The 20,994-nt window shown below is 72.8% G+C and carries 19 protein-coding genes and 1 pseudogene; 6 read left to right on the top strand and 14 right to left on the bottom strand.

Annotated elements, in window-relative coordinates; all coding sequences use genetic code 11:
- The first annotated feature begins 84 nt into the window (after positions 1–84).
- The 5 genes from QE401_RS06175 to QE401_RS06155 all read left to right on the top strand — a co-directional run bounded on the left by QE401_RS06175 (position 85) and on the right by QE401_RS06155 (position 7,321).
- Positions 85–1,890, top strand: a complete 1,806-nt coding sequence (locus QE401_RS06175; RefSeq protein WP_307137375.1) for an autotransporter assembly complex protein TamA — start codon at positions 85–87, stop codon at positions 1,888–1,890.
- Positions 1,890–5,624: a translocation/assembly module TamB domain-containing protein gene (locus QE401_RS06170; RefSeq protein WP_307137374.1), complete on the top strand. Its 3,735-nt coding sequence runs from the start codon at positions 1,890–1,892 to the stop codon at positions 5,622–5,624. Before QE401_RS06175 ends, QE401_RS06170 begins: the two co-directional genes overlap by 1 nt.
- 92 nt (positions 5,625–5,716) lie before the next feature.
- Entirely contained in the window at positions 5,717–6,169 is a 453-nt protein-coding gene (locus QE401_RS06165) for a MarR family winged helix-turn-helix transcriptional regulator (RefSeq protein ID WP_307137373.1), read from the top strand.
- A gap of 100 nt (positions 6,170–6,269) precedes the next feature.
- A complete protein-coding gene (locus QE401_RS06160; RefSeq protein ID WP_307137372.1) occupies positions 6,270–6,458 on the top strand; it encodes a hypothetical protein in 189 nt (62 codons plus the stop codon).
- Positions 6,458–7,321, top strand: coding sequence for a DMT family transporter (locus QE401_RS06155; protein ID WP_307137371.1), 864 nt, complete (start codon positions 6,458–6,460; stop codon positions 7,319–7,321). The genes QE401_RS06160 and QE401_RS06155 overlap by 1 nt, the downstream gene beginning before the upstream one ends.
- Before the next feature lie 40 nt (positions 7,322–7,361).
- Here the strand turns inward: QE401_RS06155 and minE are convergent, their stop codons facing one another.
- The 4 genes and pseudogenes from minE to QE401_RS06135 all read right to left on the bottom strand — a co-directional run.
- The gene (gene minE / locus QE401_RS06150; protein ID WP_307137370.1) at positions 7,362–7,667 is read right to left on the bottom strand and encodes a cell division topological specificity factor MinE; all 306 of its coding nucleotides are present in this window, start codon (positions 7,665–7,667) and stop codon (positions 7,362–7,364) included.
- The gene (minD, locus tag QE401_RS06145) at positions 7,664–8,482 is read right to left on the bottom strand and encodes a septum site-determining protein MinD (protein ID WP_307137369.1); all 819 of its coding nucleotides are present in this window, start codon (positions 8,480–8,482) and stop codon (positions 7,664–7,666) included. Before minD ends, minE begins: the two co-directional genes overlap by 4 nt.
- Positions 8,483–8,513: 31 nt before the next feature.
- Positions 8,514–8,822 (bottom strand): septum site-determining protein MinC, encoded by a 309-nt coding sequence (gene minC, locus QE401_RS06140; protein WP_307137368.1) that lies wholly within the window; start codon positions 8,820–8,822, stop codon positions 8,514–8,516.
- Between the two features lie 253 nt (positions 8,823–9,075).
- Positions 9,076–9,267: pseudogene (locus QE401_RS06135) on the bottom strand (septum site-determining protein MinC); the annotation flags it as partial.
- A 388-nt stretch (positions 9,268–9,655) separates the two neighbouring features.
- Between QE401_RS06135 and QE401_RS06130 the strand changes: the two are divergent.
- Positions 9,656–10,474, top strand: coding sequence for an alpha/beta hydrolase (locus QE401_RS06130; protein ID WP_307137367.1), 819 nt, complete (start codon positions 9,656–9,658; stop codon positions 10,472–10,474).
- Between the two features lie 168 nt (positions 10,475–10,642).
- On the opposite strand, the gene gloA is transcribed toward QE401_RS06130, so the two are convergent.
- The 10 genes from gloA to QE401_RS06080 form a co-directional block, all read right to left on the bottom strand.
- A complete protein-coding gene (gene gloA / locus QE401_RS06125; RefSeq protein WP_307137366.1) occupies positions 10,643–11,056 on the bottom strand; it encodes a lactoylglutathione lyase in 414 nt (137 codons plus the stop codon).
- The gene (locus QE401_RS06120) at positions 11,053–11,916 is read right to left on the bottom strand and encodes an LpxI family protein (protein ID WP_307137365.1); all 864 of its coding nucleotides are present in this window, start codon (positions 11,914–11,916) and stop codon (positions 11,053–11,055) included. The genes gloA and QE401_RS06120 overlap by 4 nt, the downstream gene beginning before the upstream one ends.
- Before the next feature lie 4 nt (positions 11,917–11,920).
- The gene (gene lpxA / locus QE401_RS06115; RefSeq protein WP_307137364.1) at positions 11,921–12,796 is read right to left on the bottom strand and encodes an acyl-ACP--UDP-N-acetylglucosamine O-acyltransferase; all 876 of its coding nucleotides are present in this window, start codon (positions 12,794–12,796) and stop codon (positions 11,921–11,923) included.
- A 4-nt stretch (positions 12,797–12,800) separates the two neighbouring features.
- On the bottom strand, positions 12,801–13,289 hold the full coding sequence (fabZ, locus tag QE401_RS06110; RefSeq protein WP_307137363.1) for a 3-hydroxyacyl-ACP dehydratase FabZ: 489 nt from the start codon (positions 13,287–13,289) through the stop codon (positions 12,801–12,803).
- Positions 13,290–13,294: 5 nt separating this feature from the next.
- Complete coding sequence (lpxD, locus tag QE401_RS06105) at positions 13,295–14,380, bottom strand: UDP-3-O-(3-hydroxymyristoyl)glucosamine N-acyltransferase (RefSeq protein WP_307137362.1); 1,086 nt, start codon at positions 14,378–14,380, stop codon at positions 13,295–13,297.
- 5 nt (positions 14,381–14,385) lie between these two features.
- Positions 14,386–15,159, bottom strand: coding sequence for an OmpH/Skp family outer membrane protein (locus tag QE401_RS06100; protein ID WP_307137361.1), 774 nt, complete (start codon positions 15,157–15,159; stop codon positions 14,386–14,388).
- 23 nt (positions 15,160–15,182) lie between these two features.
- The gene (bamA, locus tag QE401_RS06095) at positions 15,183–17,513 is read right to left on the bottom strand and encodes an outer membrane protein assembly factor BamA (RefSeq protein WP_307137360.1); all 2,331 of its coding nucleotides are present in this window, start codon (positions 17,511–17,513) and stop codon (positions 15,183–15,185) included.
- A 197-nt stretch (positions 17,514–17,710) separates the two neighbouring features.
- Positions 17,711–18,820 (bottom strand): RIP metalloprotease RseP, encoded by a 1,110-nt coding sequence (gene rseP / locus QE401_RS06090; RefSeq protein WP_307137359.1) that lies wholly within the window; start codon positions 18,818–18,820, stop codon positions 17,711–17,713.
- A 111-nt stretch (positions 18,821–18,931) separates the two neighbouring features.
- Positions 18,932–20,125 (bottom strand): 1-deoxy-D-xylulose-5-phosphate reductoisomerase, encoded by a 1,194-nt coding sequence (gene dxr, locus QE401_RS06085; protein WP_307137358.1) that lies wholly within the window; start codon positions 20,123–20,125, stop codon positions 18,932–18,934.
- A complete protein-coding gene (locus tag QE401_RS06080) occupies positions 20,116–20,982 on the bottom strand; it encodes a phosphatidate cytidylyltransferase (protein WP_307137357.1) in 867 nt (288 codons plus the stop codon). The genes dxr and QE401_RS06080 overlap by 10 nt, the downstream gene beginning before the upstream one ends.
- Positions 20,983–20,994: the final 12 nt, after the last annotated feature.

The following is a 20,994-nucleotide window of genomic DNA, read 5'->3' as shown; positions in this document are numbered from 1 at the left end:
ATGATCCTCATGGCCGGTGCAGGGCTGGCACTTCCCCTTCTCGGTCTGGTGCAGGCGGCGGCGCAGCCGGCTGCGGACAGTGCCGTGCCGGCGGAGGCGACCACACCGGAGGCGGAGTCCGAGGAGCAGCGCGTCGAGTACAGCGTGACCCTGCCGGAGACCGGGGATGAGGCGCTGGACGACGCCATCTCCCGCGCCTCGGCGCTGGAGCAGCTGCGGGAGCGGGCGCCTGTCGATACCTACGGCCTGGTCAGCCGCGCCATCGCCGAGTCGGGCAATATGCGCGACGCGCTGCGCTCGGAGGGCTATTACGCCGGCCGCGCCACCATCCTGGTCGATGGCACCCCGCCGGACACGCCCGGCCTGGCCGACCGGCTGTCATCCCGCCCGGCCGGGGCCGGGCCGATCCCGATCACCATCACCGTCGAGCGCGGGCCGCAATACCGGCTGGACCCGGTGCGGCTGCAGGCCGAGCCGGATGGCGCCTCGCTGGCCGATGCCGGGGAGACCGGCCTCGCCGCCGACAGCCCCGCCCGCGCCCAGCCGATCCTGGATGCCGAGGGGCGGCTGACCAAGGCGCTGCAGGATGCCGGCCACCCCTTCGCCCGGGTGCGCCGCCGCGTCACGGTGGACCATGACACGAAGCGCATGGAGGTGACCTTCGTGGTCGCCCCCGGCCCGCGCGCGCAATTCGCCCGCCCCGGCGTGACCGGGGAGCGGCGCACCGACAGCGCCCTGCTCGGCCGCATCGTGGCGCCGCTGGAGGGGCAGACCTACAGCCAGGAGCGGGTGAACAAGACACGCCAGGACCTGCTCAGCCTCGGCGTGTTCAGCACGGTGCGCGCCCGCGCCGCCGACCGGCTGGACGAGGATGGCCGCCTGCCGCTGACCTATACGGTGATCGAGCGGCCTTTGCGCGCCATCGGCTTCAGCGCCGCCTACGAGACCCGCTACGGCCCCACCTTCAGCACCTACTGGGAACACCGCAACCTGTTCGGCGGCGCCGAGCGGCTGCGGCTGGAGGCGGAGGTCAACCGGCTCGGCACCACGGGCGATACCAGCGACACCGGCGGCAAGGTCTCGGCCAGCCTGCGCACCCCCTGGTTCGCCGGGCGCAACCAGAGCCTGACCTTCGACATCGCCGCCCTGCGCGAGCGCCCCGATGCCTATGACCGCGACGCCTTCACCCTCGGCGCCACGCTGGAGCGCACCGTCTCGCCCAGGCTGACGATCAGCGCCGGGCCGCAGCTGGAATTCAGCCGTGTGACGCAGGATGGCAGCACCACCGACTACCAGCTGGTGGGCGTGCTGGGCTCGCTGCGCTGGACCGATGTGGACAGCCCGCTGAACCCGACGCGCGGCCTGCGCGCCACGCTGCTGGTCAACCCGATCTACAGCCTGGGGGAGAGCAACGCCTTCACCCGGCTGCGTGCCCAGGGCAGCACCTATTTCGACCTCTCCGGCGACAAGGGCAGCGTGCTGGCGCTGCGCGCCGCGGTGGGCAGCATCGTCGGCGCCAGCTTCGGCGGCGTGCCGCCGGACAAGCGCTTCTATTCGGGCGGCGGCGGCTCGGTGCGCGGCTATGACTACCAGTCGATCGGGCCGCGCACCGCCTCCAACGAGCCTGCCGGCGGCCTCTCCCAGGTCGAGGGCAGCATCGAGCTGCGCCAGCGCATCAGCGGCGCCTTCGGCATGGCGGCCTTCCTCGATGCCGGCTCGGTCACCCGCGACCAGACGCCGGCCTTCGACAACATGAAATTCGGCGCCGGCCTCGGCGTGCGCTACCTGACGGGCATCGGCCCGCTGCGCGCCGATGTCGCGCTGCCGCTGAACCGCGAGCGGGGCGACAGCGCCTTCGGCCTCTATCTCGGCATCGGGCAGGCCTTCTGATGCGCCGCGTGCTGCGTTGGGGCCTCGGGCTCCTGGCCTTCCTGATTCTGCTGCCGGTGCTGCTGCTGGGCGGCGTGCTGGCGGCGGCCAACACCGCGCCGGGACAGAAGCTGATCGCCGATCTGGCGCAGCGCTTCGTGCCCGGCCTCACCATCGAGGGGCTGCACGGCCCGATCCCCGGCGCCCCCGGCTTCGCCCGGCTGCGCATGGCCGATGCCAAGGGCGTCTGGCTGGAGGTGGAGCAGGCGCGGCTCGACATCGACCTGCGCGCCCTGCTCAGCCGCGAGCTGCGCATCGAGACGCTGCAGGCCGCCCGCATCGCGCTGCTGCGCCTGCCGGAGAGCGACCCGAACGCGCCGCCGCCCGAGCCGACCCCTTCCGAGGGCGGGCCGATCCCGACCCTGCCCAATTTGCCCGTGGCGCTGCGGCTGGAGCGGCTTTCCATCGCCCGCATCGAGATCCCGCGCGAGCTGGTGGCGGCCACCGTCGAGGAGCATGGCCCCGCCCCCTTCTTCGCCCTCTCGGCCGAGGGCCAGGCCAGCCTGGTCGCCGCCGCGTTGCAGGCGAAGCTCGGCGTGCAGCGGCTGGAGGCGGAGGGGCGGCTCGATCTCGACCTCGCCCTCGACCCGCAGGCGGCGCTGAAGGCCGATCTCCGGGTCGCCGAGCCGGCGGGGGGTGTGCTGGCCACCGCGCTCGGCATCGCCACCGCGCCGGCCGAGCTGCGCCTGTCGCTGGACGGGCCGGCCAGCGGCGCCGCTCTGCGCGCCAGCGCCGATTTCGGCGGCCAGGCCGGCTTCAATGCCGAGGGGCAATTGGCGCTGGATGCCCAGGGCGGCGGCGCGCTGGCGCTGCGGGGCCATCTGGACGCCCCGGCGCCGCTGGCGCCCGAGCCGGTGCGCGCCGTCGACTTCGCCATCGACGCGAAGCTGCCGGCCGGCGGCCAGCCGGAGCTGGCTTCGCTGCGCCTCTCCACCCGCGCCGGCGAGATCACCGCCCAGGGCAACCTGGCCAGGCTGCAGGCCGAGGCGCGGCTGGCCCCCTCCGCGGTGCTGGGCGATCTCATCCCCGCCGGCTTCGGCTGGCAGGCGCTGACCCTGACCGCCACGGTGGAGGAGGGCGAGCGCATCCAGGCGGCGCTGCGGCCACAGGGCCTCACGGCGCCCGAGCCGCTCTCCGGCGCGCTCGGCCCGGCGCCGGAGGCCGATTACCGCGGCACGATCTTCCGCATCGATTCCCTCGATGTGCGCGGCCAGGGCGCCCGGCTGCAGGCCAGCGGCACCGGGTGGCAGGTGCTCGACCTCACCGCCCTGCTGGAACTGCCGGAGCTGCAAAGGCTGCGCCCGGAGCTCTCCGGCCCCGCCCGGCTGGAGGCCCGCATCACCGGCCCCGCCGCCGACCCCGCCATCCGGCTGGAGGTGACCAGCCCCGGCCTGGTGGCCGCCGGGCGGCGCATCGAAGAGCCGCATCTGGCCGCCGAGATCCCCTCGGTCAGCGGCCTGGCCGGCACCATCCGGCTGACCGGCCGCGCCGAGGGCCAGCCGGTCTCGCTCGATCTGCGCGCGGCGCAGCAGGGCGAGATGGTGCGGCTGGACGCCGCCAGCCTGACCTTCGGCCCGGTGCAGGCCAAGGCCGAGGGCAGCCTGAACACCACCACCACCCGCTTCGATGGCAGCCTGGAGGCGGAGGCGCAGAACCTCGCCCCGCTTTCCGGCCTGATCGGCCAGGAGATCGCCGGCGGCTTCCGCCTGCGCGCCCGGCTGAACCCGACGCCGGAGGGGCTGCAGGCCTTCGACGCCCGCGCCGAGACGCAGCGCATCGCGCTCGGCGGCAAGAACTACGCGGCCAGCATGACGCTGAAGGGCACCGACGCGGCGCTGGACTGGCAGGTGCAGGGCAGGCTGCCGCAGGCCGATGTGCAGGGCCAGGGCCGCTTCACCCGCAACGAGCAGGGCATGCGCCTCGACATCGCGCGCTTCGAGGCGGCGCAGGGCGAGATGGGCATCCGCCTGGCCGCGCCCGGCGCCATCCTGCTGCCGCCCTCCGGCGCGGTGGAGATCCCCGGGCTGCGGCTGGCCGCCCGCCCGGCCGGCAATTTCACCCTGAGCGGCCGCTGGGGGCCGGAGCGGGCCGATCTGCGCGTGGCGCTGGCCGCCCTGCCGGCCTCGCTGGTGAACATGTTCGTGCCCGAGCCGCGGCTCTCCGGCACGGTGGTGGGCGAGGCGCGCATCACCGGCCCGACCAGCGCGCCGGAGGTGAACGCGACGCTGAACGGCACCGGGCTGCAGGTCACCGCCCCCTGGTCGCAGGGCTGGCCGGCGGCGAGCCTGCGGGTGCAGCTGCAGCGCGCCGGCAGCGGCGCCATCCGCGCCGAGGCGGCGCTGCGCATGGGCCAGCTGGTGACGCTGGACGCCACCGCCAGCCTGCCGCAGGGGCCCGGCGCGGATGCGCCGCTGAATGCCAGCCTGCGCGGCAATGCCAATCTGCAGCCGCTGCTGGCCCCCAGCCTCGGCGGCGGCGCCAACCGCGTCACCGGCAGGCTGGCGCTGGATGCGGGGGCCAGCGGCACGCTGGGCGCGCCGGTGCTGACCGGCGGCGCCACCCTCTCGGGCGGCGACATCCGCAACCCGCTCTACGGGCTGCGGCTGACCGGCATCCAGGGCCGCATCCGCGCCGATGGCCAGCGCGTGGTGATCGAGGGCATCACCGCGCGCGCCGGCACCGGCACTCTCCGCATCACCGGCCAGGCCGAGCCGCTGGCGCCGGGCATCCCGCTCGACATCGCCATCACCGCGCGCGACGCGACGCCGGTGCAGAGCGAGCTGGTGACGGCGCTGCTGGATGCCGATCTGCGCTTCACCGGCCCCTTGCAGGAAAATCCGGCGCTGGGCGGCACGGTGCGGCTGCGGCGGGTGGCGGTGAACATCCCGCAGGCCCTGCCGGGCGGCGGCGTCGCGACGCTGGGCGAGGTGCGCGAGCGCGGCGCCGGCGCGCCGCCGCCCGCCGCCCCCGGCCCGCCGCCGGCGCCGATCGCGCTCGACATCACGGTGGAGGCGCCGCAATCCATCCTGATCCGCGGCCGCGGCCTGGATGCCGAGCTGGGCGGGCGGCTGCATGTCGGCGGCACCGCGGCCGATGTGCAGACGGATGGCGCCTTCAACCTGCGGCGCGGCACCTTCCAGCTGCTCGACCGTCGGCTGACCTTCAGCAAGGGCGACCTCACCTTCGACGGCGCGCTGACCCCCTCGCTGGATTTCGAGGCCAGCACCACCGCCCAGGGTGTCACCATCACCGTCAGCATCACCGGCCAGCCCAGCAGCCCGGTCATCAGCTTCACCTCGGAGCCCGAGCTGCCGCAGGACGAGGTGCTGGCGCGGCTGCTGTTCAACCGTCCCGTCGACCGGCTCTCGCCGCTGGAGATCGCCCAGCTGGCCGGCGGCGCGGCGACGCTGGCGGGCGTCGCCCCGGGCGGCGGGCGCGGTTTCCTGGGCCGGCTGGCGGACCGGCTCGGCCTCGACCGGCTGGGCGTCGGCAACAATCAGGGGGGGCTTGAGAACCCCTCGCTGAATGCCGGCGGCTATCTCGGCCAGGGTGTCTATCTGAATGTCGAGCAGGGCACCGATGGCGGCCCGCGCGTCGGCGTCGAGGTGGAGCTGACGCCGCGGCTGAAGCTGGAGAGCAGCACCGGCGGCGAGGATGGCGAGCGCGTCGGACTGTCCTACGAATTCGAGTACTGACCGCGCCGCGCGGCGCGGTGTCCACAGAAAGCTGTGGATGCCGCGCCGCTTCGGCGTTCCGCGCCCCCGGTGGCTGCGCTATCCTGGGCCGCATGGATGCAGCGCGTGCCAGGCAGGAAGCGATCGATCTGGGCCCCCTGCCGGGGTTGCTCGGGCATCTGCTGCGCCGCGCCCATACCCGCATGCTGCTCGACTTCACCGAGAGCACCGCCGAATACGGCATCACCTCCGGCGAATTCGCGCTCCTCTGCCTGGTCGAGGCCAATCCCGGCATCACGCTGGGACAGCTGGCGCAGGCGGCGGGGCTCGACAAATCCACCCTCAGCCCGGCGGTGCAGCGCCTGGCCGAGCGCGGGCTGGTGGAGCGGCATGCGGTCAGCGGCGACCGCCGCGCCCAGGCGCTGCATCTGAGCGAGGCCGGACAGGCCCTGCTGCCGCCCTTCAAGGCGCGCATCGCCGAGCATGAGGAGCGGCTCGCCGCACCCCTCTCGGCCAGCGAGCGCGCCGTGCTGACGCGGCTGCTGCGCAAGCTGAACGGTCTCTAGCCCCCTTCCACCCACGCCGCCCAGCCCTGCCCGGCCCCGCCCCCCGTCCGAAGGGGGCGGCCCCGGGGCGGCCTCCTTCCGGACATGAGGAAACCCTGCCATGCGCGCCTTTGACGGCCAGATCTCCGGCAATCGCCCGATCTCCCGCAATCTCGAGGAAAAGAAGCGCCAGCTGCGCGAGCTGAAGGAGGCGCTGGCCGGCATGAAGTCGCACGCCTCCCCGGCGCTGCGGGAATCGCTGACCGCCAAGATCAAGGCGCTGGAGACCGAGCTGGCCCCGCGCCGCTGATGTCGCCAGGGCGCGCCCCCTCCGCCGCCCTGACGGGGATGGGGCTGATGCTGCTGGCGGCGCTGTGCGGGGCGGGCGTCAATGCCTGCTACCGCGCGGCGCTGCGCGAGGGGCTGCCGGTTCCCCTGGTGCCCTTCGCCCGCGGGCTGATCACCCTGGCCTTTCTGCTGCCCTGGATCCTGCGCAGCGGGCCGCTCGCCGCGCTCTCCACCCGCCGGCCGCGCCTGCATCTGGCGCGCGGCGCCGCCGGCATCGCCACCTTCCTGCTGCAGCTGATCGCCATCCTGCTGCTGCCGCTGGCCGATGCGGTGGCGATGATGAGCGCCCGCCCGCTCTGGGTGCTGCCGCTGGCCGCCCTCCTGCTGCATGAGAAGATCCGCCGCGACCGGGCGCTCGCCGCCGGCATCGGCTTCCTCGGCGTGCTGATCATCGCCCAGCCGGGCGGCACCCTCTCCCTCGGCACGCCGGCGGCGCTGGCGGCGGGCCTGTGCAGCGGGCTGGTGCTGATCACCTTCAAGGCGCTCTCCGCCACCGAGCCGCCGGCCCGCGTGGTCGCCTGGTACGCCATGATCTCGGTGCTGTTCTGGGGCCCCGTCTCCGCCTTCGTCTGGCAGACGCCGAGCCTGTTCGCGCTGCTGATGCTGCTGGGCGGCACGCTGTTCGCGCTGGGCGCGGATCTGGCCGCCTCGGCCGCGGCGCGGCGGGCGGAGGTCGGGCTGCTGGCGCCGGTGGAATATGCGCAGATCCCCGCCAGCGCGGCGATCGGCTGGGCGGTCTATGCGGAACGCCCGGGCTGGGAGCTGCTGGCCGGCACGCTGGCCATGCTGGCGGCCACCCTCTATCTGGTGCGGCGCGGCCGCTGAGCGGGGCCGCGCCGAAGCCGGGGGGTCTTGGGGAAGCCGCTCAGGACGCCTTCTGGCCGGCCTCGGCGCCGGGCTTCTCGCCGGCGGGGGCCGGCAATTCCACCTCGATCGCCAGCGTGCTCATGTCGCCCCCGCGGTCGAGGGAGACATTCACCGCCTTCGGGTCGATGGCGACATAGCGCGCCACGACCTGGATCAGCTCGCGCTGCAGGCGCGGCAGGAAATCATCGCCGGTGCGGCTGATGCGCTCATGGGCGAGGACGATCTGCAACCGCTCCTTGGCCGCCCCCGCCGGGGTCACGGGGGCCGGTTTGCGGGTGCCGCGGAAGACGTCGAGCCAGCTCATGCAGCCCTCCCCCCGAACAGACGGGACAGGAAACCCTTCTTCTCCGGGTCGATGAAGCGGTGCGGCCGGTCCTCGCCCAGGAAGCGGGCGACCGCATCCTTGTAGGCCTGGCCGGCATTGCTGCCATCGTCCAGGATCACCGGATTGCCGGTGTTGGACGCCTTCAGCACGCTCTCGCTCTCCGGGATCACGCCCAGCAGCGGGATCGCCAGGATCTCGCGGATATCCTCGAGCTTCAGCATCTCGCCCCGCTCGACGCGCTCGGGCGCGTAGCGGGTGACCAGCAGATGCTCCTTCACCGGCTCCTTCTTCTCCTCGGCGCGGCGCGACTTCGACTGCAGCACGCCGAGGATGCGGTCGGAATCGCGCACCGAGGAAACCTCGGGGTTGGTGACGACGATCGCCTGGTCGGCGAAATAGAGCGACAGCAGCGCGCCCTTCTCGATGCCGGCCGGGCTGTCGCACAGGATGTAGTCGAATTCCTGGCTCAGCTCGTCGATGATCTGCGCCACGCCTTCCTTGGTCAGCGCGTCCTTGTCGCGCGTCTGGGAGGCGGGGAGGATCGAGAGGGTGTCGACCCGCTTGTCGCGGATCAGCGCCTGGTTCAGCTTCGCCTCGCCGCTGATGACGTTGACGATGTCGAACACCACGCGCCGCTCGACGCCCATGATCAGGTCAAGGTTGCGCAGCCCGACATCGAAGTCGATGACCACCGTCTTCTTGCCGGTCTGGGCGAGACCTGTGGCGAAGGCGGCAGAGCTTGTGGTCTTGCCGACCCCTCCCTTGCCGGACGTCACCACGATCACTTGCGCCATAGAGTGTCTCTCCTCTCTGCCGGGACAGGGCTCAGCCCAGCCGGTCGAACCGCATGTTCTCGCCGATCAGCCGCACCTGCACGGGCTTGCCGATCGGGGCCTCCGTCAGCCCTTCCCGCACCGCGTAATAGCCCGCGATGGAGACCAGCTCCGGGTCGAAATTCAGCGCGAAGACCCGCGCTTCCATATTGTCCGCGCCGCCGGCGATGGCCCGGCCGCGCAGCGCGCCATAGACGTGCAGATTGCCATCCGCGATCACCTCGGCGCCTGGATTGACCGTGCCATTGACGATCAGGTCGGCGCCCTGCGCCCAGATGCGCTGGCCCCGCGCGCACCGCATGGTCGATGATCATGGTCGGCCGCGCCGTGCCGGGTGGCAGGGGCGGCGGCGGCGGGGGCTCGGCGCTGGCCGCGGGCCCCGGCTCGGGCAGCGGCACCTTCTCCTCCCCGCCCCCGGCGGCGCGCAGCGGCGGCAGCCCGGCGCCCTGCGCCGCGGCGCGCAGCTCCGGCGAGCCGCCGATCGTGCCGATCGGCATGATCTCGATCGCCCGCAGCTCGCCCGCCAGCGTCGCGAAATCCACCTCATGCGGCGCCACGTTCAGGTCGTCGAGGCCGAGCACCAGCGGCGCGAAGCGCAGGAAGCCCGGGGCACGGCGGAACTGGTCGGCGATCGCGGGCACGATCACCTCCGCCCGCGGATCGAGCAGCCGCAGCACCAGCAGGTTGAAATTCGCCCCACGCAGCCGGAAAGGTTCGAGGCGGGGGTTGATGGCCGGTGCTGACATCTTCTGCGGTGACGGTCCTGGCTGGGCCGGCCCCGAAAGGGAGCGGCGGATCGGGCGGCGGGTCGCTGGCATCCGGCTGGGCGGCCCCCACCGGTGCGGCATTCTGCCACCGGTCGGTCCTCCCTTCGCCAGGAATTCTTCATTTATACAGAAGCACCGCGCCAGGGCGAAGGCGCAGGCCGCGCAAGACACAGGCATCGCACGATTTTTGCGCCGCGTCGTGGGCAGCGGGACACAGCGCCCGGCAGCCGGACCGGTCGCAACGGCCCCCTGGCGCGGCACGAAGGTTGCAAGGCTTCCGTCCAAACCCCTGGAGCCGTCCGATGCCGCAGCCGATCCGCCGCCGCCGCCCCACCCCCGCAAGGCTGCCCGGCGCCGCGCTGCGCGCATGATCGCCACCCCCTCCGCCCCGCGCCTGCCGGCGCAGGGCCGCGTCACCCGCGCCGGGCCCGGCCTGGCCGGCCCCGAGCTCGCCCGGCAGCGCCAGGCCGACTCCGCCGCGCTGCGCGCCGCCCGCCCCGGAAGGCTGGACCTGCCCTACGCCGCCGCCCCGGAATGCCGCTTCGACCTGTTCCCGGCCGTCAGCCCCGGCGCGCCCTGCCTGGTGCTGCTGCATGGCGGCGGCTGGCGCGGCAGCCGCCAGGGCTTCGCCGCCGTCGCCGAAGGGCTGATGGCGCATGGCTGGTCCGCCGCCCTGCCCGGCCACTCCCCGGTGCCCGAATCCAGCCTGACCCGCGTGGTGCGCCAGCTGCACAAGGCGCTGGACTGGCTGGCTGGCCAGGGGCCGCTGCACGGCATCGCCGGGCCGGTGCTGCTCTGCGGCTGGGGCTCCGGCGCGCATCTGGCGGCCATGCTGCTGGGCCATCCGCGCGTCACCGCGGGACTCGGCCTCTCCGGCCTCTACGACCTTGGCGGCATGGAGGAGGCCCTCGGCCTCACCCCGCTCGAGGTCGAGGTGCTCTCACCCCAGCGCCTGCCGGTGGCGCGCAAGCCCTTCGCCATCGCCTTCGGCGAGGCCGAGCCCGGGGCCCTGCGCCAGCAATCCCGCGCCTTCCACGCGCTGCGCCAGGAGGATGGCGGCGCCGGCCCGCTGCTGCCCCTGCCCGGCCTGGACCACGAGGCGGTGCCCGAGGCGCTGCGCGCGCCGGACGGGCTGCTCTGCCACACCGCCCGGGTGCTGATCGAAGAGGCGACCCGAACAGCATAAAAAAAGGCCAGGGGAATGAATTCCCCTGGACCCCTTCTTTTTTCTGCCAGCTGCCGGTCAGGGCCGCGACGGGGTCGCCGCACTCGCAGCATCCGCTCCGGCCCAGTGTCGTGTCCCGCCTCTCAACGGGACGGCGGCAGCCCGAAAAAAACGGCAGACCGAAAGAAATTAGCCTTTGGTGCCGGCTTCGGCGGATTTCCGCTCGATCAGCTCGATCTTGTAACCGTCCGGATCCTCGACGAAGGCGATCACCGTGGTGCCGAACTTCACCGGGCCCGGCTCGCGGGTGATCTTGGCGCCGGCGGCGCGCAGCGCGTCGCAGGTGGCGTAGATGTCGGGCACGCCGATCGCCAGATGGCCGAAGGCATTGCCCAGCTCGTACTTGTCGACGCCGTAATTGTAGGTCAGCTCGATCACCCCGGCGCCGGTGCTCTCCGGGGCGTAGCCCACGAAGACCAGCGTGTACTTGCCGTCGGGAACGTCGTTGCGGCGCAGCTCCTTCATGCCCAGCAGGCGGGTGTAGAAGTCGACGCTGCGCTCCAGGTCGCCGACCCGGATCATGGTGTGCAGGAAGCTGCTCATGCGATGCTCTCCTCGTTCTGGGTCCAGTCGGCGGCGGCGGGGTCGATGGCCAGCAGGAACAGCCCTGCCGCATCGGCGGCCGCCACACTCTCCGCCCGGTCGATGACGATGGTGCCCTTGGCCTCGATGGCAATGCCGCGCAGCCCGGCCTCAGCCACGGCGCGGATCGTGTCCGGGCCGACGGTGGGCAGGTCGACGCGCCGGTCCTGGCCAGGCTTCAGGATCTTGACGAAGACGCCGCCCGGCCCCTCGCGCCGCAACGTGCCGGCGCGCGCCAGCATGGCATCCGTGCCCTCGATCGCCTCGACCGCCAGCACCAGGCCTTGTTGCACCACGCAGCCCTGGCCGACATCGGCCGCGCCCATGGTGCGCAGCACCTGCACGCCGCGGCGGATATCCTGCACCGCCTGGGCGTCCGGCGCCACCAGGCCGAGCTGGCCGGGCGCCTGCACCAGCAGCTCCGCCAGCAGCGCCTGGGCGGCGAGCGGCTGGAAGCCCTCCTCCGCCAGCACCCGCAGCACGGCGTTCAGCAGGCTGTCATCGCCGCCAAAGGCCTTCATGCCGATGCGCGGCAGCAGCCGGGCGGCGCCGGCATCGGGCCGCAGCGACAGGAAGCTCGGCCGCTTCACCTGGCCGGCCAGCACCAGCTCGCGGCAGCCGGCATCGCGCAGCCAGTCCAGCATCCGCCCTGCGGCGCCGAGGCGGCAGACGATATGCGGATAGGCGGCATAATCGCGCGGATCGCCGAAGCCCTCCAGCACCACCACATGCGGGCGGCGCCCGGCGGCCAGGGCGGCGGCGGCGGCGCGCTGCGGCATCAGCCCGCCGCCGACGATCATGCCGAGCGGCGGGGCGTCCATCGGCTCAGCCTTCGGCCTCATCATCCTCGACCAGCAGCTCGCGGCCGGCGCGGCACAGGCCGCGATGGCTGTCGGCGCGGATGAAGGCGATGATCTCGGCGACCGCGGGGTCGGCCCCCAGCTCGGCCTCGGTGGTGTCCACCCGCTCCTGGAAATTGCCGGCGGTGCGGAACAGGCTGCGATAGGCGGCGCGCAGCTGGTGGATCTGCGGGCGCGGGAAACCGCGGCGCTTCAGCCCGATCAGGTTCAGCCCGGTCAGCCGCGCGCGGTTGCCCATGACGGCGCCGAAGGGGATGATGTCGGCCTCGACGCCGCTCATGCCGCCCACCACCACCTGGCGGCCGATGCGCACGAACTGGTGGATGGCCGCGCCCCCGCCCACGAACACCGTGTCGGCGATCTGCACATGGCCGCCGAGCATGACGTTGTTGGCCAGGATCACATGGTGGTCCAGCGTGCTGTCATGCCCGACATGGGCGTTGACCATCAGCAGGCAGTCGGCGCCGACCGTGGTCACGCCATGGCCGCCGACGCTGCCGCGATGCACCGTCGCATGCTCGCGGATCATGCTGCGGGCGCCGATGACGACGCGGGTCGGCTGGCCGCGGTATTTCAGGTCCTGCGGCGCCAGGCCGATGGTCGCGAAGGGGCTGACCTGCACCTTCTCGCCGATCTCGGCATGGCCATCGATGGTGACATGCGCCTCCAGCACCACGCCCTCGCCCAGCACCGCGTCCGGGCCGATGATGCAATAGGGGCCGATGCGGCAGCCGGCGCCGATGCTGGCGCCCGCCGCGACGATGGCGGTCGGGTGGATCTCGGCGCTGGGATGGATCTGGCGGGTGGCGATCGGGGCGGTGTCGGTCACGCTCTCGGGCATCCGCTCAGCGATCCATGATCATGGCGGCGTAGCTGGCTTCCGCCACGGCCACGCCGTCGACCTTGGCCACCGCGTTGAACTTCCACACCGCGCCGCGCTGCCGCTCCTTGACGATATGGATGCGCAGCTGGTCGCCGGGCCCGACGGGGCGGCGGAACTTGGCGTTCTCGATGCTCATGAAATAGACGATCTTGCCATGCGCGCTGGGGCCCAGCGTCTCGACCACCAGCACGGCGGCGGTCTGCGCCATCGCCTCGATGATCAGCACGCCCGGCATCACCGGATGCGCCGGGAAATGGCCCTGGAAGAAATTCTCGTTGATGGTGACGTTCTTGATGCCGGTGGCGCTCTCGCCCAGCACCATGTCCACCACGCGGTCGACCAGCAGGAAGGGGTAGCGGTGCGGGATCGCGCGCATCACGCGGGCGATGTCGCAGGAATCCATCTTCTGCGTCGGCGCCCCGTCGGTCGGGGGCTGTTCTTGCTGGTCCATGCCGATCAGTCCGTTTGTGACGGGCGCCGCTGCGGCGCCCCTGCCTGTTCCGCCCGCGAAGCGGCGGTGTTCTCCGGCCCCTTGCGGGCGCCGATCCTGCGGAGATGGAGAGCCGCCCGCAGGGCGTCCTTCACCGGCATGGCGGGCGAGCCGGTGACATCCTGCCCGGCCGGCACATCCGCCTGGACGCCGGCCTGGGCGCCGATGCGCGCCTGGCTGCCGATGCTCAGATGCCCGGTCAGCCCCGCCTGCCCGGCGATGGTGACGTAGTCGCCGAGACGGGTGGAGCCCGAGATGCCGACCTGCGCCACGATGACGCAGCCGCGGCCGGTCACCACGTTGTGGCCGATCTGCACCAGATTGTCGAGCCGCGTGCCCCGGCCGATCACCGTGTCGCCCAGCGCGCCGCGGTCGACGCAGCTATTGGCGCCGATCTCCACCTCATCCTCCAGCAGCACGCGGCCGAGCTGCGGGATGGTGACGAAGCGCCCCTCCGGGGTGGGGGCGAAGCCGAAGCCCTCCTGCCCCACCCGGGCGCCGTGATGCAGCGTCACCCGGTGCCCGGCAATGCAGCAGATCGCGCTGGCGTGGGCGTGGATGCGGGCATCCTCGCCGAAGACGCAGCCGGGGCCCACCACCGCATGCGGCCCGACATAGGCGCGCGCGCCCAGCACGGCGCCGGCGCCGATCACGGCATAGGCGCCGATCTCGCTGCCCGGGCCGATCTCGGCATCGGGCGCGACCATGGCGGTGGGGTGGATGCCCGGGGATGGCGCCAGCGGCGGGTGGAACAGCGCGGCGACGCGCGCGAAGCCCAGATGCGGCGAGGCGACGGCCAGCGCCGCGCAGCCCTCCGGCACCTGGTCGGCAAATTCGGGGCGCAGCAGCACGGCGCCGGCGCGGCTCTCACGCAGCGCCGGCAGATGCTTGCGGCCGTCGAGGAAGGCGACCTGCTCCGGCCCCGCCTCGGCCAGCGGGGCGACGCCTGCGAACAGGCGCTCCCCCCCGGCGGCGATGGGCGCGCCCGCCGCCTCGGCGATGCGCGCCAGGCTGTGCGTGCCCGAGGCGGGGTGGAAGCGCGGGTCCGCCATGGCGGTCAGTTCCGCCGCGGCGCCTGACCCTGGCCCTGGCCCTGGCCCTGACGCGCCGGCGCGGCGGCCGGCGCCGGGGCGGCGTTCTCCTCCGCCGGCATGTTCACCGAGCGCAGCACCCGGTTCAGCTGGGTGGAGATCTCGTCGGTCAGGTCGAAGGCCGGGTCGTTGTAGATCACCACCGGGCGCGGCAGCACCAGGTTGACCTTGCGGCTGGCCGAGACCTGGCGGATCACCGTCGCCAACGCCCGCTCGATCTCCTGCAGCGCCTGCTGCGCCGCCTGCTCGATGTTGCGGCTGCGGTCGCGGAAGATGCGCTGCGCGTCGGTCACGCGGTCCTGCAGGTCGCGCTCCTTGTTGCGGAGCTCCTCCTGCGACAGCGTGTTGCGCTGGTTGGCCAGCTGCTGCTGCTCCTCGCGCCAGCGATTCTGCTCGCGCTGCAGGTCCTCGTTCAGCTTCTGGCGGCGCTTCTCGATCTCTTCCCGCACCTGGTTGAAGGCGGTGGAGTTGCGCTGCACCTCGGGCACGTCGACGATGCCGATGACGGCGGCCGGCGGCTGCTCGCCGGGCGGCAGCGGCGCCGGATTGGCCTGCACCTGCTGGCGCGGCTGCTGCGCCGGCTGCTGGCGCGGCGCCTGGGCCGGGCGCTGCTGCTGCGCACCCCCCTGGCCCTGGTTGGGGACGAACCACTCCTGGTTCTGCTGCGCCAGGGCGGCGCCGGAGAGCAGGGTGGTCGACATCAGGATCGCCGCAAGCGTTGCGGCAGCGCGACGCGCCATGATCGGGAACTCCGTGGGATAGCTCAGAAGCGCGTGCCGAAGCCGAAGCGGAAGACCTGCGTCTCGTCGTAGGACTTCTTCACCACGGCCTGGGCCAGATCGATGTTGATCAGGCCGAACGGGCTGCGCCACGAGATGCCGACGCCGGCGCCCACGCGGGGCGCGCCATCGTCGACGATATTGGGACCGGACGAGCTGTCGCTGAGCGAGCCGACATCGACGAAGGCGCGGCCGAGCAGGCCGAGCTCCGACGGCACCGGAAGCGGGAAGCGCATCTCGGTGGTCTGCGTCCACATGGTGCGGCCGCCCAGCGCGTCATCGGTGCTGACGTCGCGCGGGCCGGCGCCGGCCACCGCGAAGCCGCGCAGATTCTCGCCGCCCAGGAAGAAGCGGTCGATGATGCGCTCGCGCTTGCCGCCGTAATTGGCCAGGTGGCCGGCGCTGGCCGAGATCGCCAGCACATAGTCCGGATCGCCCAGCCAGCGCTCGAACGGGATGTAGTAGCTGCCATCGACGCGCAGGCGGATATAGGACACGTCGCCGCCGAGGCCGGCCAGGTCGGTGCCGAGCCGCAGCACATAGCCCTCGCGCGGGTCGAGGCGGGAATCGCGCGTGTCGTAGGTCAGCGTCTGGCCGATCTGCGACAGCACCGTCACGCCGCGCTGCTCGCGGATATAGACCGAGGCGTCGTTGTTCACGTTGAACACGTTGCGCCGCGACAGGGTGTAGGCCCAGGACTGGCGCAGCCGCTCGTTGAACTCATAGCCGGCGCGCAGGCTGAAGCCGGCGCGGCGCTCCTCATAGCCCGAATAATCGGTCAGGTCGCGCACCACGTAGAACACGTCGGCGCCGACCGAGAGGTTGCGGTCGAGGAAGGACGGGTCGGTGACCGACAGGTCGATCTGGCTGCGGCGCTGCGCGATCGTCGTGTTGGCGCGGGCATCGATGCCGGTGCCGAGGATGTTGCGCTCGCGGATGCCGAAATCGGCCAGCGCGCCGGAATCGGTGGAGTAGCCGCCACCGATCGAGATCTCGCCGGTGGCGCGCTCGGACACCGTGGTGTTCAGGTTCACGCGGTCGGGGCTGGAGCCCGGCACCGGCGTGATCTGGACATCGTTGAAATAGCCCAGGTCGCGGATGCGCTGGCGCGAGCGGCGCATCTGCGCGGCGTTGAAGGCGTCGCCCTCGGCCAGGCGCATCTCGCGGCGGATGACGCGGTCCTGGGTGCGGGTGTTGCCGTTGATGTCGATGCGCTCGACATACTGGCGGGGGCCCTCGCGCACCTCGAAGGCGATGTCGATGGTCTTGGCGTCGCGGTTGCGCGTGATGCGCGGCTCGACCTCGACGAAGGGCGCGCCGGCCAGGTTCGCCTCGTCGATCAGCGCCTGGGTCATGCGCTCGACGGCATCGCCATCATACCAGTCGCCCGAATAGATCTCGAGCGTCGGGCGCAGCCGGTCGGCGGTCACGTTGCGCAGGCTGGAATTGATCGCCACCTCGCCGACGCGATAGCGCGGGCCCTCGCGCAGCGTGTAGGTGACGAAGAAGCCGCTGCGGTCCGGCGCCAGCTCGGCGGCGGCGCCGGTCACCTCGACATCGGCATAGCCCTGGCGCTGATAGTAGCGGCGCAGCAGCTCGCGGTCGAAATTCAGCCGCTCCGGCTCATAGGTGTCGGAGGAGCTGAAGGGCCGGTACCAGGCGGCCTCGCGGGAGGAGACGACCTCCTTCAGCCGGCTGTCGGAGAAGGCCTCATTGCCCACGAAATTGATGCGGCTGATCAGCGCCGCGTCGTTCTCGGTGATCTCGAAGACCACGTCGACGCGGTTCTGGTCCAGCTCGATGACCTTGGGCTCGACGCGCGCGGCGAAGCGGCCGCGGCGGGCATAGAGCTCCAGCAGGCGCTGCCGGTCGGCCTGGGCCGTCGCCGGGGTGAACACGGCGCGCGGGCGCAGCTGCACCTCGGGGCGCAGCGTGTCGTCGGACAGCTTGCTGTTGCCCTCGAAGGCCACCCGGTTGACGATCGGGTTCTCCTGCACCTGCACCAGGATGCGATCGCCCTGGCGGCTCAGCTTCACGTCCCGGAACAGGCCGGTGGCGAAGAGGGTGCGCAGGCTGCGGTCCAGCCGGTCCGAGTCGAAGGCATCGCCCGGCTGCAGCAGCATGTAGGAGCGGATGGTGTCCGCCTCGATGCGCTGGTTCCCCTGCACGTCGATCTGGCTGACATAGCCATTCGCGGCGGGTTGCTGGGCGGCCCCGCGCCGCGGCGGGTTGCGCGTCTGGGCCTGCACGTCGGGCGGCAGCAGCACGGGCACGAGGCAGGTGGCGGCGAGCAGAAGAGCGCGGGTAGCGTTCAAAGGTCGGATCCGGGCCGGTTGAAGGGGGCCTGAGAAGGTGCCGGCGATGCCGCCGAAAACGCGGCGTCTCGGGCCGCGGGAGACTAACCGTTAACGCGGCGCCCCGCCACCCCCTTGCGGACCAAACCCATCACGGGTTGCAACACGCTGAAAAGAAAAGCCGGGCGGGCGGGGGCGCCCGGCCCGGCCGGGCCGGCTCAGCCCACCAGCCCGCTCACCCAGCGCACCACGCCGAGGCTCGACAGGTCGTTCCAGGTGGCGAAGACGAACAGCATGATCAGCACCGCGAAGCCGGCGCGGAAGCCGTATTCGATGGCGCGCGGCGGCAGCGGCCGGCCGCGGATCGCCTCCGCCGCGTAGAACAGCAGATGGCCGCCATCCAGCACCGGGATCGGGAACAGGTTGATCAGCGCCAGATTGACCGAGAGGATCGCCATGAAGGAGACAAGGCTGGCCAGGCCGAGCTGCGCCACCTGGCCGGAGATCTGCGCGATGCGCAGCGGCCCGCCCAGCTCCTCGGTGCCGCGGCTGCCGGTGACCATCTGCCACAGCCCGGCCAGTGTCTGCGCCGTCACGTCCCAGGTCTGCACCGTGCCGGCGACCAGCGCGCTGACCGGGTCGAGCCGGCTGAATTCCGGCGCCCCGCCCGAGATGCCCAGCACGCCCGAGGTCACGCCCTGGCTTTCCCGCGCATCGGGGGTGGCGCGCAGCACCTCCTCCTGCCCGTCGCGGCGGATGCGGATCTCGACGCTCTGCCCGGCGCGCGGCTGGATATGCGCCTGCACCTGCTCGAAGCGCGTCACCTCCCGCCCGTCCAGCGTCAGGATGCGGTCGCCGGCGCGCAGCCCCGCCCGCTCGGCGGCGCTGCCGGCCACCACGGCGCCGACATTGGCGCTGGGCTGCGGCTGGCCCACCGTCATGTAGAGGCCGGCGAACAGCACGGCGGCGAGCAGGAAATTGGCGATCGGCCCGGCGGCGACGACGATGGCGCGGTCGCGCACCGGCTTCTCATGGAAGGTCTGGCCCGGGCGCCAGGCGGCGCGCTGCTCGGGCGTCGCGTCATCCGGCCCTTCCTGGCCGTGCAGCTTCACATAGCCGCCGAGCGGCAGCAGGGAGACACGCCATTCGGTGCCGCGCCGGTCGGTCCAGCTCTTCAGCACCCGGCCGAAGCCGATGGAGAAGGCCTCCACATGCACGCCGCGCCAGCGCGCCGCCAGGTAGTGGCCCATCTCGTGGATGAAGACGAGCACGCCCAGCACCAGGATGAAGGCGAGGATCGAGCGGAAGGGCTCAGGCAACAGGTCCAAGATCGCGTCTCCTGCCCCGGCACGGGCCAGGGCGTGCCCGGCACGGGCCGGGACGTGGTTCGGTCGGCGCGGCGCGCCACCGCAAGGGGCGGCCCGGCGGGCCGCCTTGCCTCAGGCCGCGCGGCGGGCCGCGCGGGCCTGGGCATCCTGCCGGGCGGCCGCGTCCAGCGCCAGCACGGCGTCGAGATCGGGCACCGCCGGCGCGCCCAGCGCGGCGAGCGTGTCCTCGACCACCGCGGCGATGTCGAGGAAGCCGAGGCGCCGCTCCAGGAACAGCCCCACCGCCACCTCATTCGCGGCATTCAGAATGGTGGGGGCTCCGCTTCCCGCCCGCAAGGCTTCGCGGGCCAGGCGCAGCGCCGGAAAGCGCGCGAGGTCGGGCTCGGCGAAGTCGAGCCGGCCGAGGGCGGCGAGGTCGAGCCGCGGCAGCTCCACCGCCATGCGGCGCGGCCAGGCCAGCGCATGGGCGATGGGGGTGCGCATGTCCGGCGTGCCGAGCTGCGCCAGCAGCGAGCCGTCGCGATACTGCACCAGCCCGTGCACCGCCGATTGCGGGTGGACCAGCACGCCGAGGCGTTCCTCGGGCACCGGGAAGAGACGCGCCGCCTCGATCAGCTCCAGCCCCTTGTTCATCATGGTGGCGCTGTCGATGCTGATCTTGGCGCCCATCGACCAGACCGGGTGGCGCACCGCCTGCTCGGGCGTGGCGCGCGCCATCTGCTCCAGGCTGGCCTCGCGGAAGGGCCCGCCCGAGGCGGTCAGGATGATGCGCTCGATCGCCGCCGGCTCGGCGGCCTCCAGCACCTGGAAGATGGCGTTGTGCTCGGAATCGACCGGCAGCAGGGTGGCGCCATGCCGCGCCGCCGCCTGCAGCACGATGTCGCCGGCGCAGACCAGCGCCTCCTTGTTGGCCAGCGCCAGGGTGGCGCCCTGGCCGAGGGCCGCCAGCACCGGGCCAAGCCCGGCGGCGCCGACGATGGCGGCCATGGTCCAGTCGGCCGGGCGGGCGGCCGCCTCCAGCACCGCTTCGCGGCCGCCAGCGCAGGCGATGCCGCTGCCGGCCAGGCGCGCGCGCAGCTCGGGCAGCGCCCGTTCCTCGGCCAGCACGGCGATCTCGGGGCGCAGGCGCAGCGCCTGTTCGGCCAGGCCGGCGGCATCCTGGCCGGCGACCAGCGCCACCACGGCGAATTCGCCCGGCGCGGCGGCGTCCAGCAGCGCCACGGTGCTGCGCCCGACCGAGCCGGTGCTGCCCAGGATGCTGACGCGCCTCGGCGCCCCCTGCCCCACCATCAGCGTCACCGCCATAGCGGCACGCCATAGCCCACGGCGAAGGCCAGCAGCGCGGCGACCGGGGCGGCGGCCAGCAGCCCGTCCAGCCGGTCCAGCACGCCGCCATGGCCGGGGATCAGCATGGAGGAATCCTTCACCCCGAAATGCCGCTTCACCGCGCTCTCCAGCAGGTCGCCCAGCTGGGTCGCGACGCCGAGCAGGGCGGCCACGGCCAGCACCTTCAGCGCCGGCGGGTTGCCGGGCACCAGGAAATCGGCGGCCAGCCAGCCCACCAGCATGCAGCAGAGCAGCCCGCCCACCGCGCCCGACCAGGTCTTGCCCGGCGAGATGGCCGGCGCCAGCTTCGGCCCGCCCAGCATGCGGCCGACCAGATAGGCGCCGATATCGCTGGCCCAGACCACGAAGATCAGGAACAGGACGTTGTTCCGCCCGGCCTCATTGTCATGCCGCAGCTCGATCAGCGCGATGCCGGCGAGCCCGATATAGAGCACGCCAAGCGCCAGCCAGCTGGTCGGCGGCGGCGCCCCGCCGCCACGGCGGCGCAGCCGGGGCGCGGCGATCCAGGTGCCGAGGAAACCGGCCAGCAGCACCGCCAGCCCTGGCACGGGCAGGCTGAACACGGCCAGGCCGCAGGCGGCGCCGACGGTGAGCGGCACGGCGATGCCCGGCCAGGCGCGGCTGCGCAGCCCGCACAGCCGCACCCATTCCCAGGAGAGCAGCGCGATGGCCAGCGTCATCAGCGCCGTCCAGGGCAGCGCGCCGAGCCAGATGCACAGCAGGGCGCCCGGCCCCAGCACGGCGGCGGAGAGGGCACGCTTCTTCAGGTCGCGCCAGCGCTTGGCGGATTGCGCGGCGGCGCTGGGCTCAGGCACGGGATCCGCCAT

It is taken from the genome of Pseudoroseomonas cervicalis, assembly GCF_030818485.1.
Classification (GTDB): Bacteria; Pseudomonadota; Alphaproteobacteria; order Acetobacterales; family Acetobacteraceae; genus Pseudoroseomonas; species Pseudoroseomonas cervicalis_A.
The sequence above is the reverse complement of the archived record's forward strand: the minus strand, read 5'-3'. Positions and strand labels throughout refer to the sequence as shown.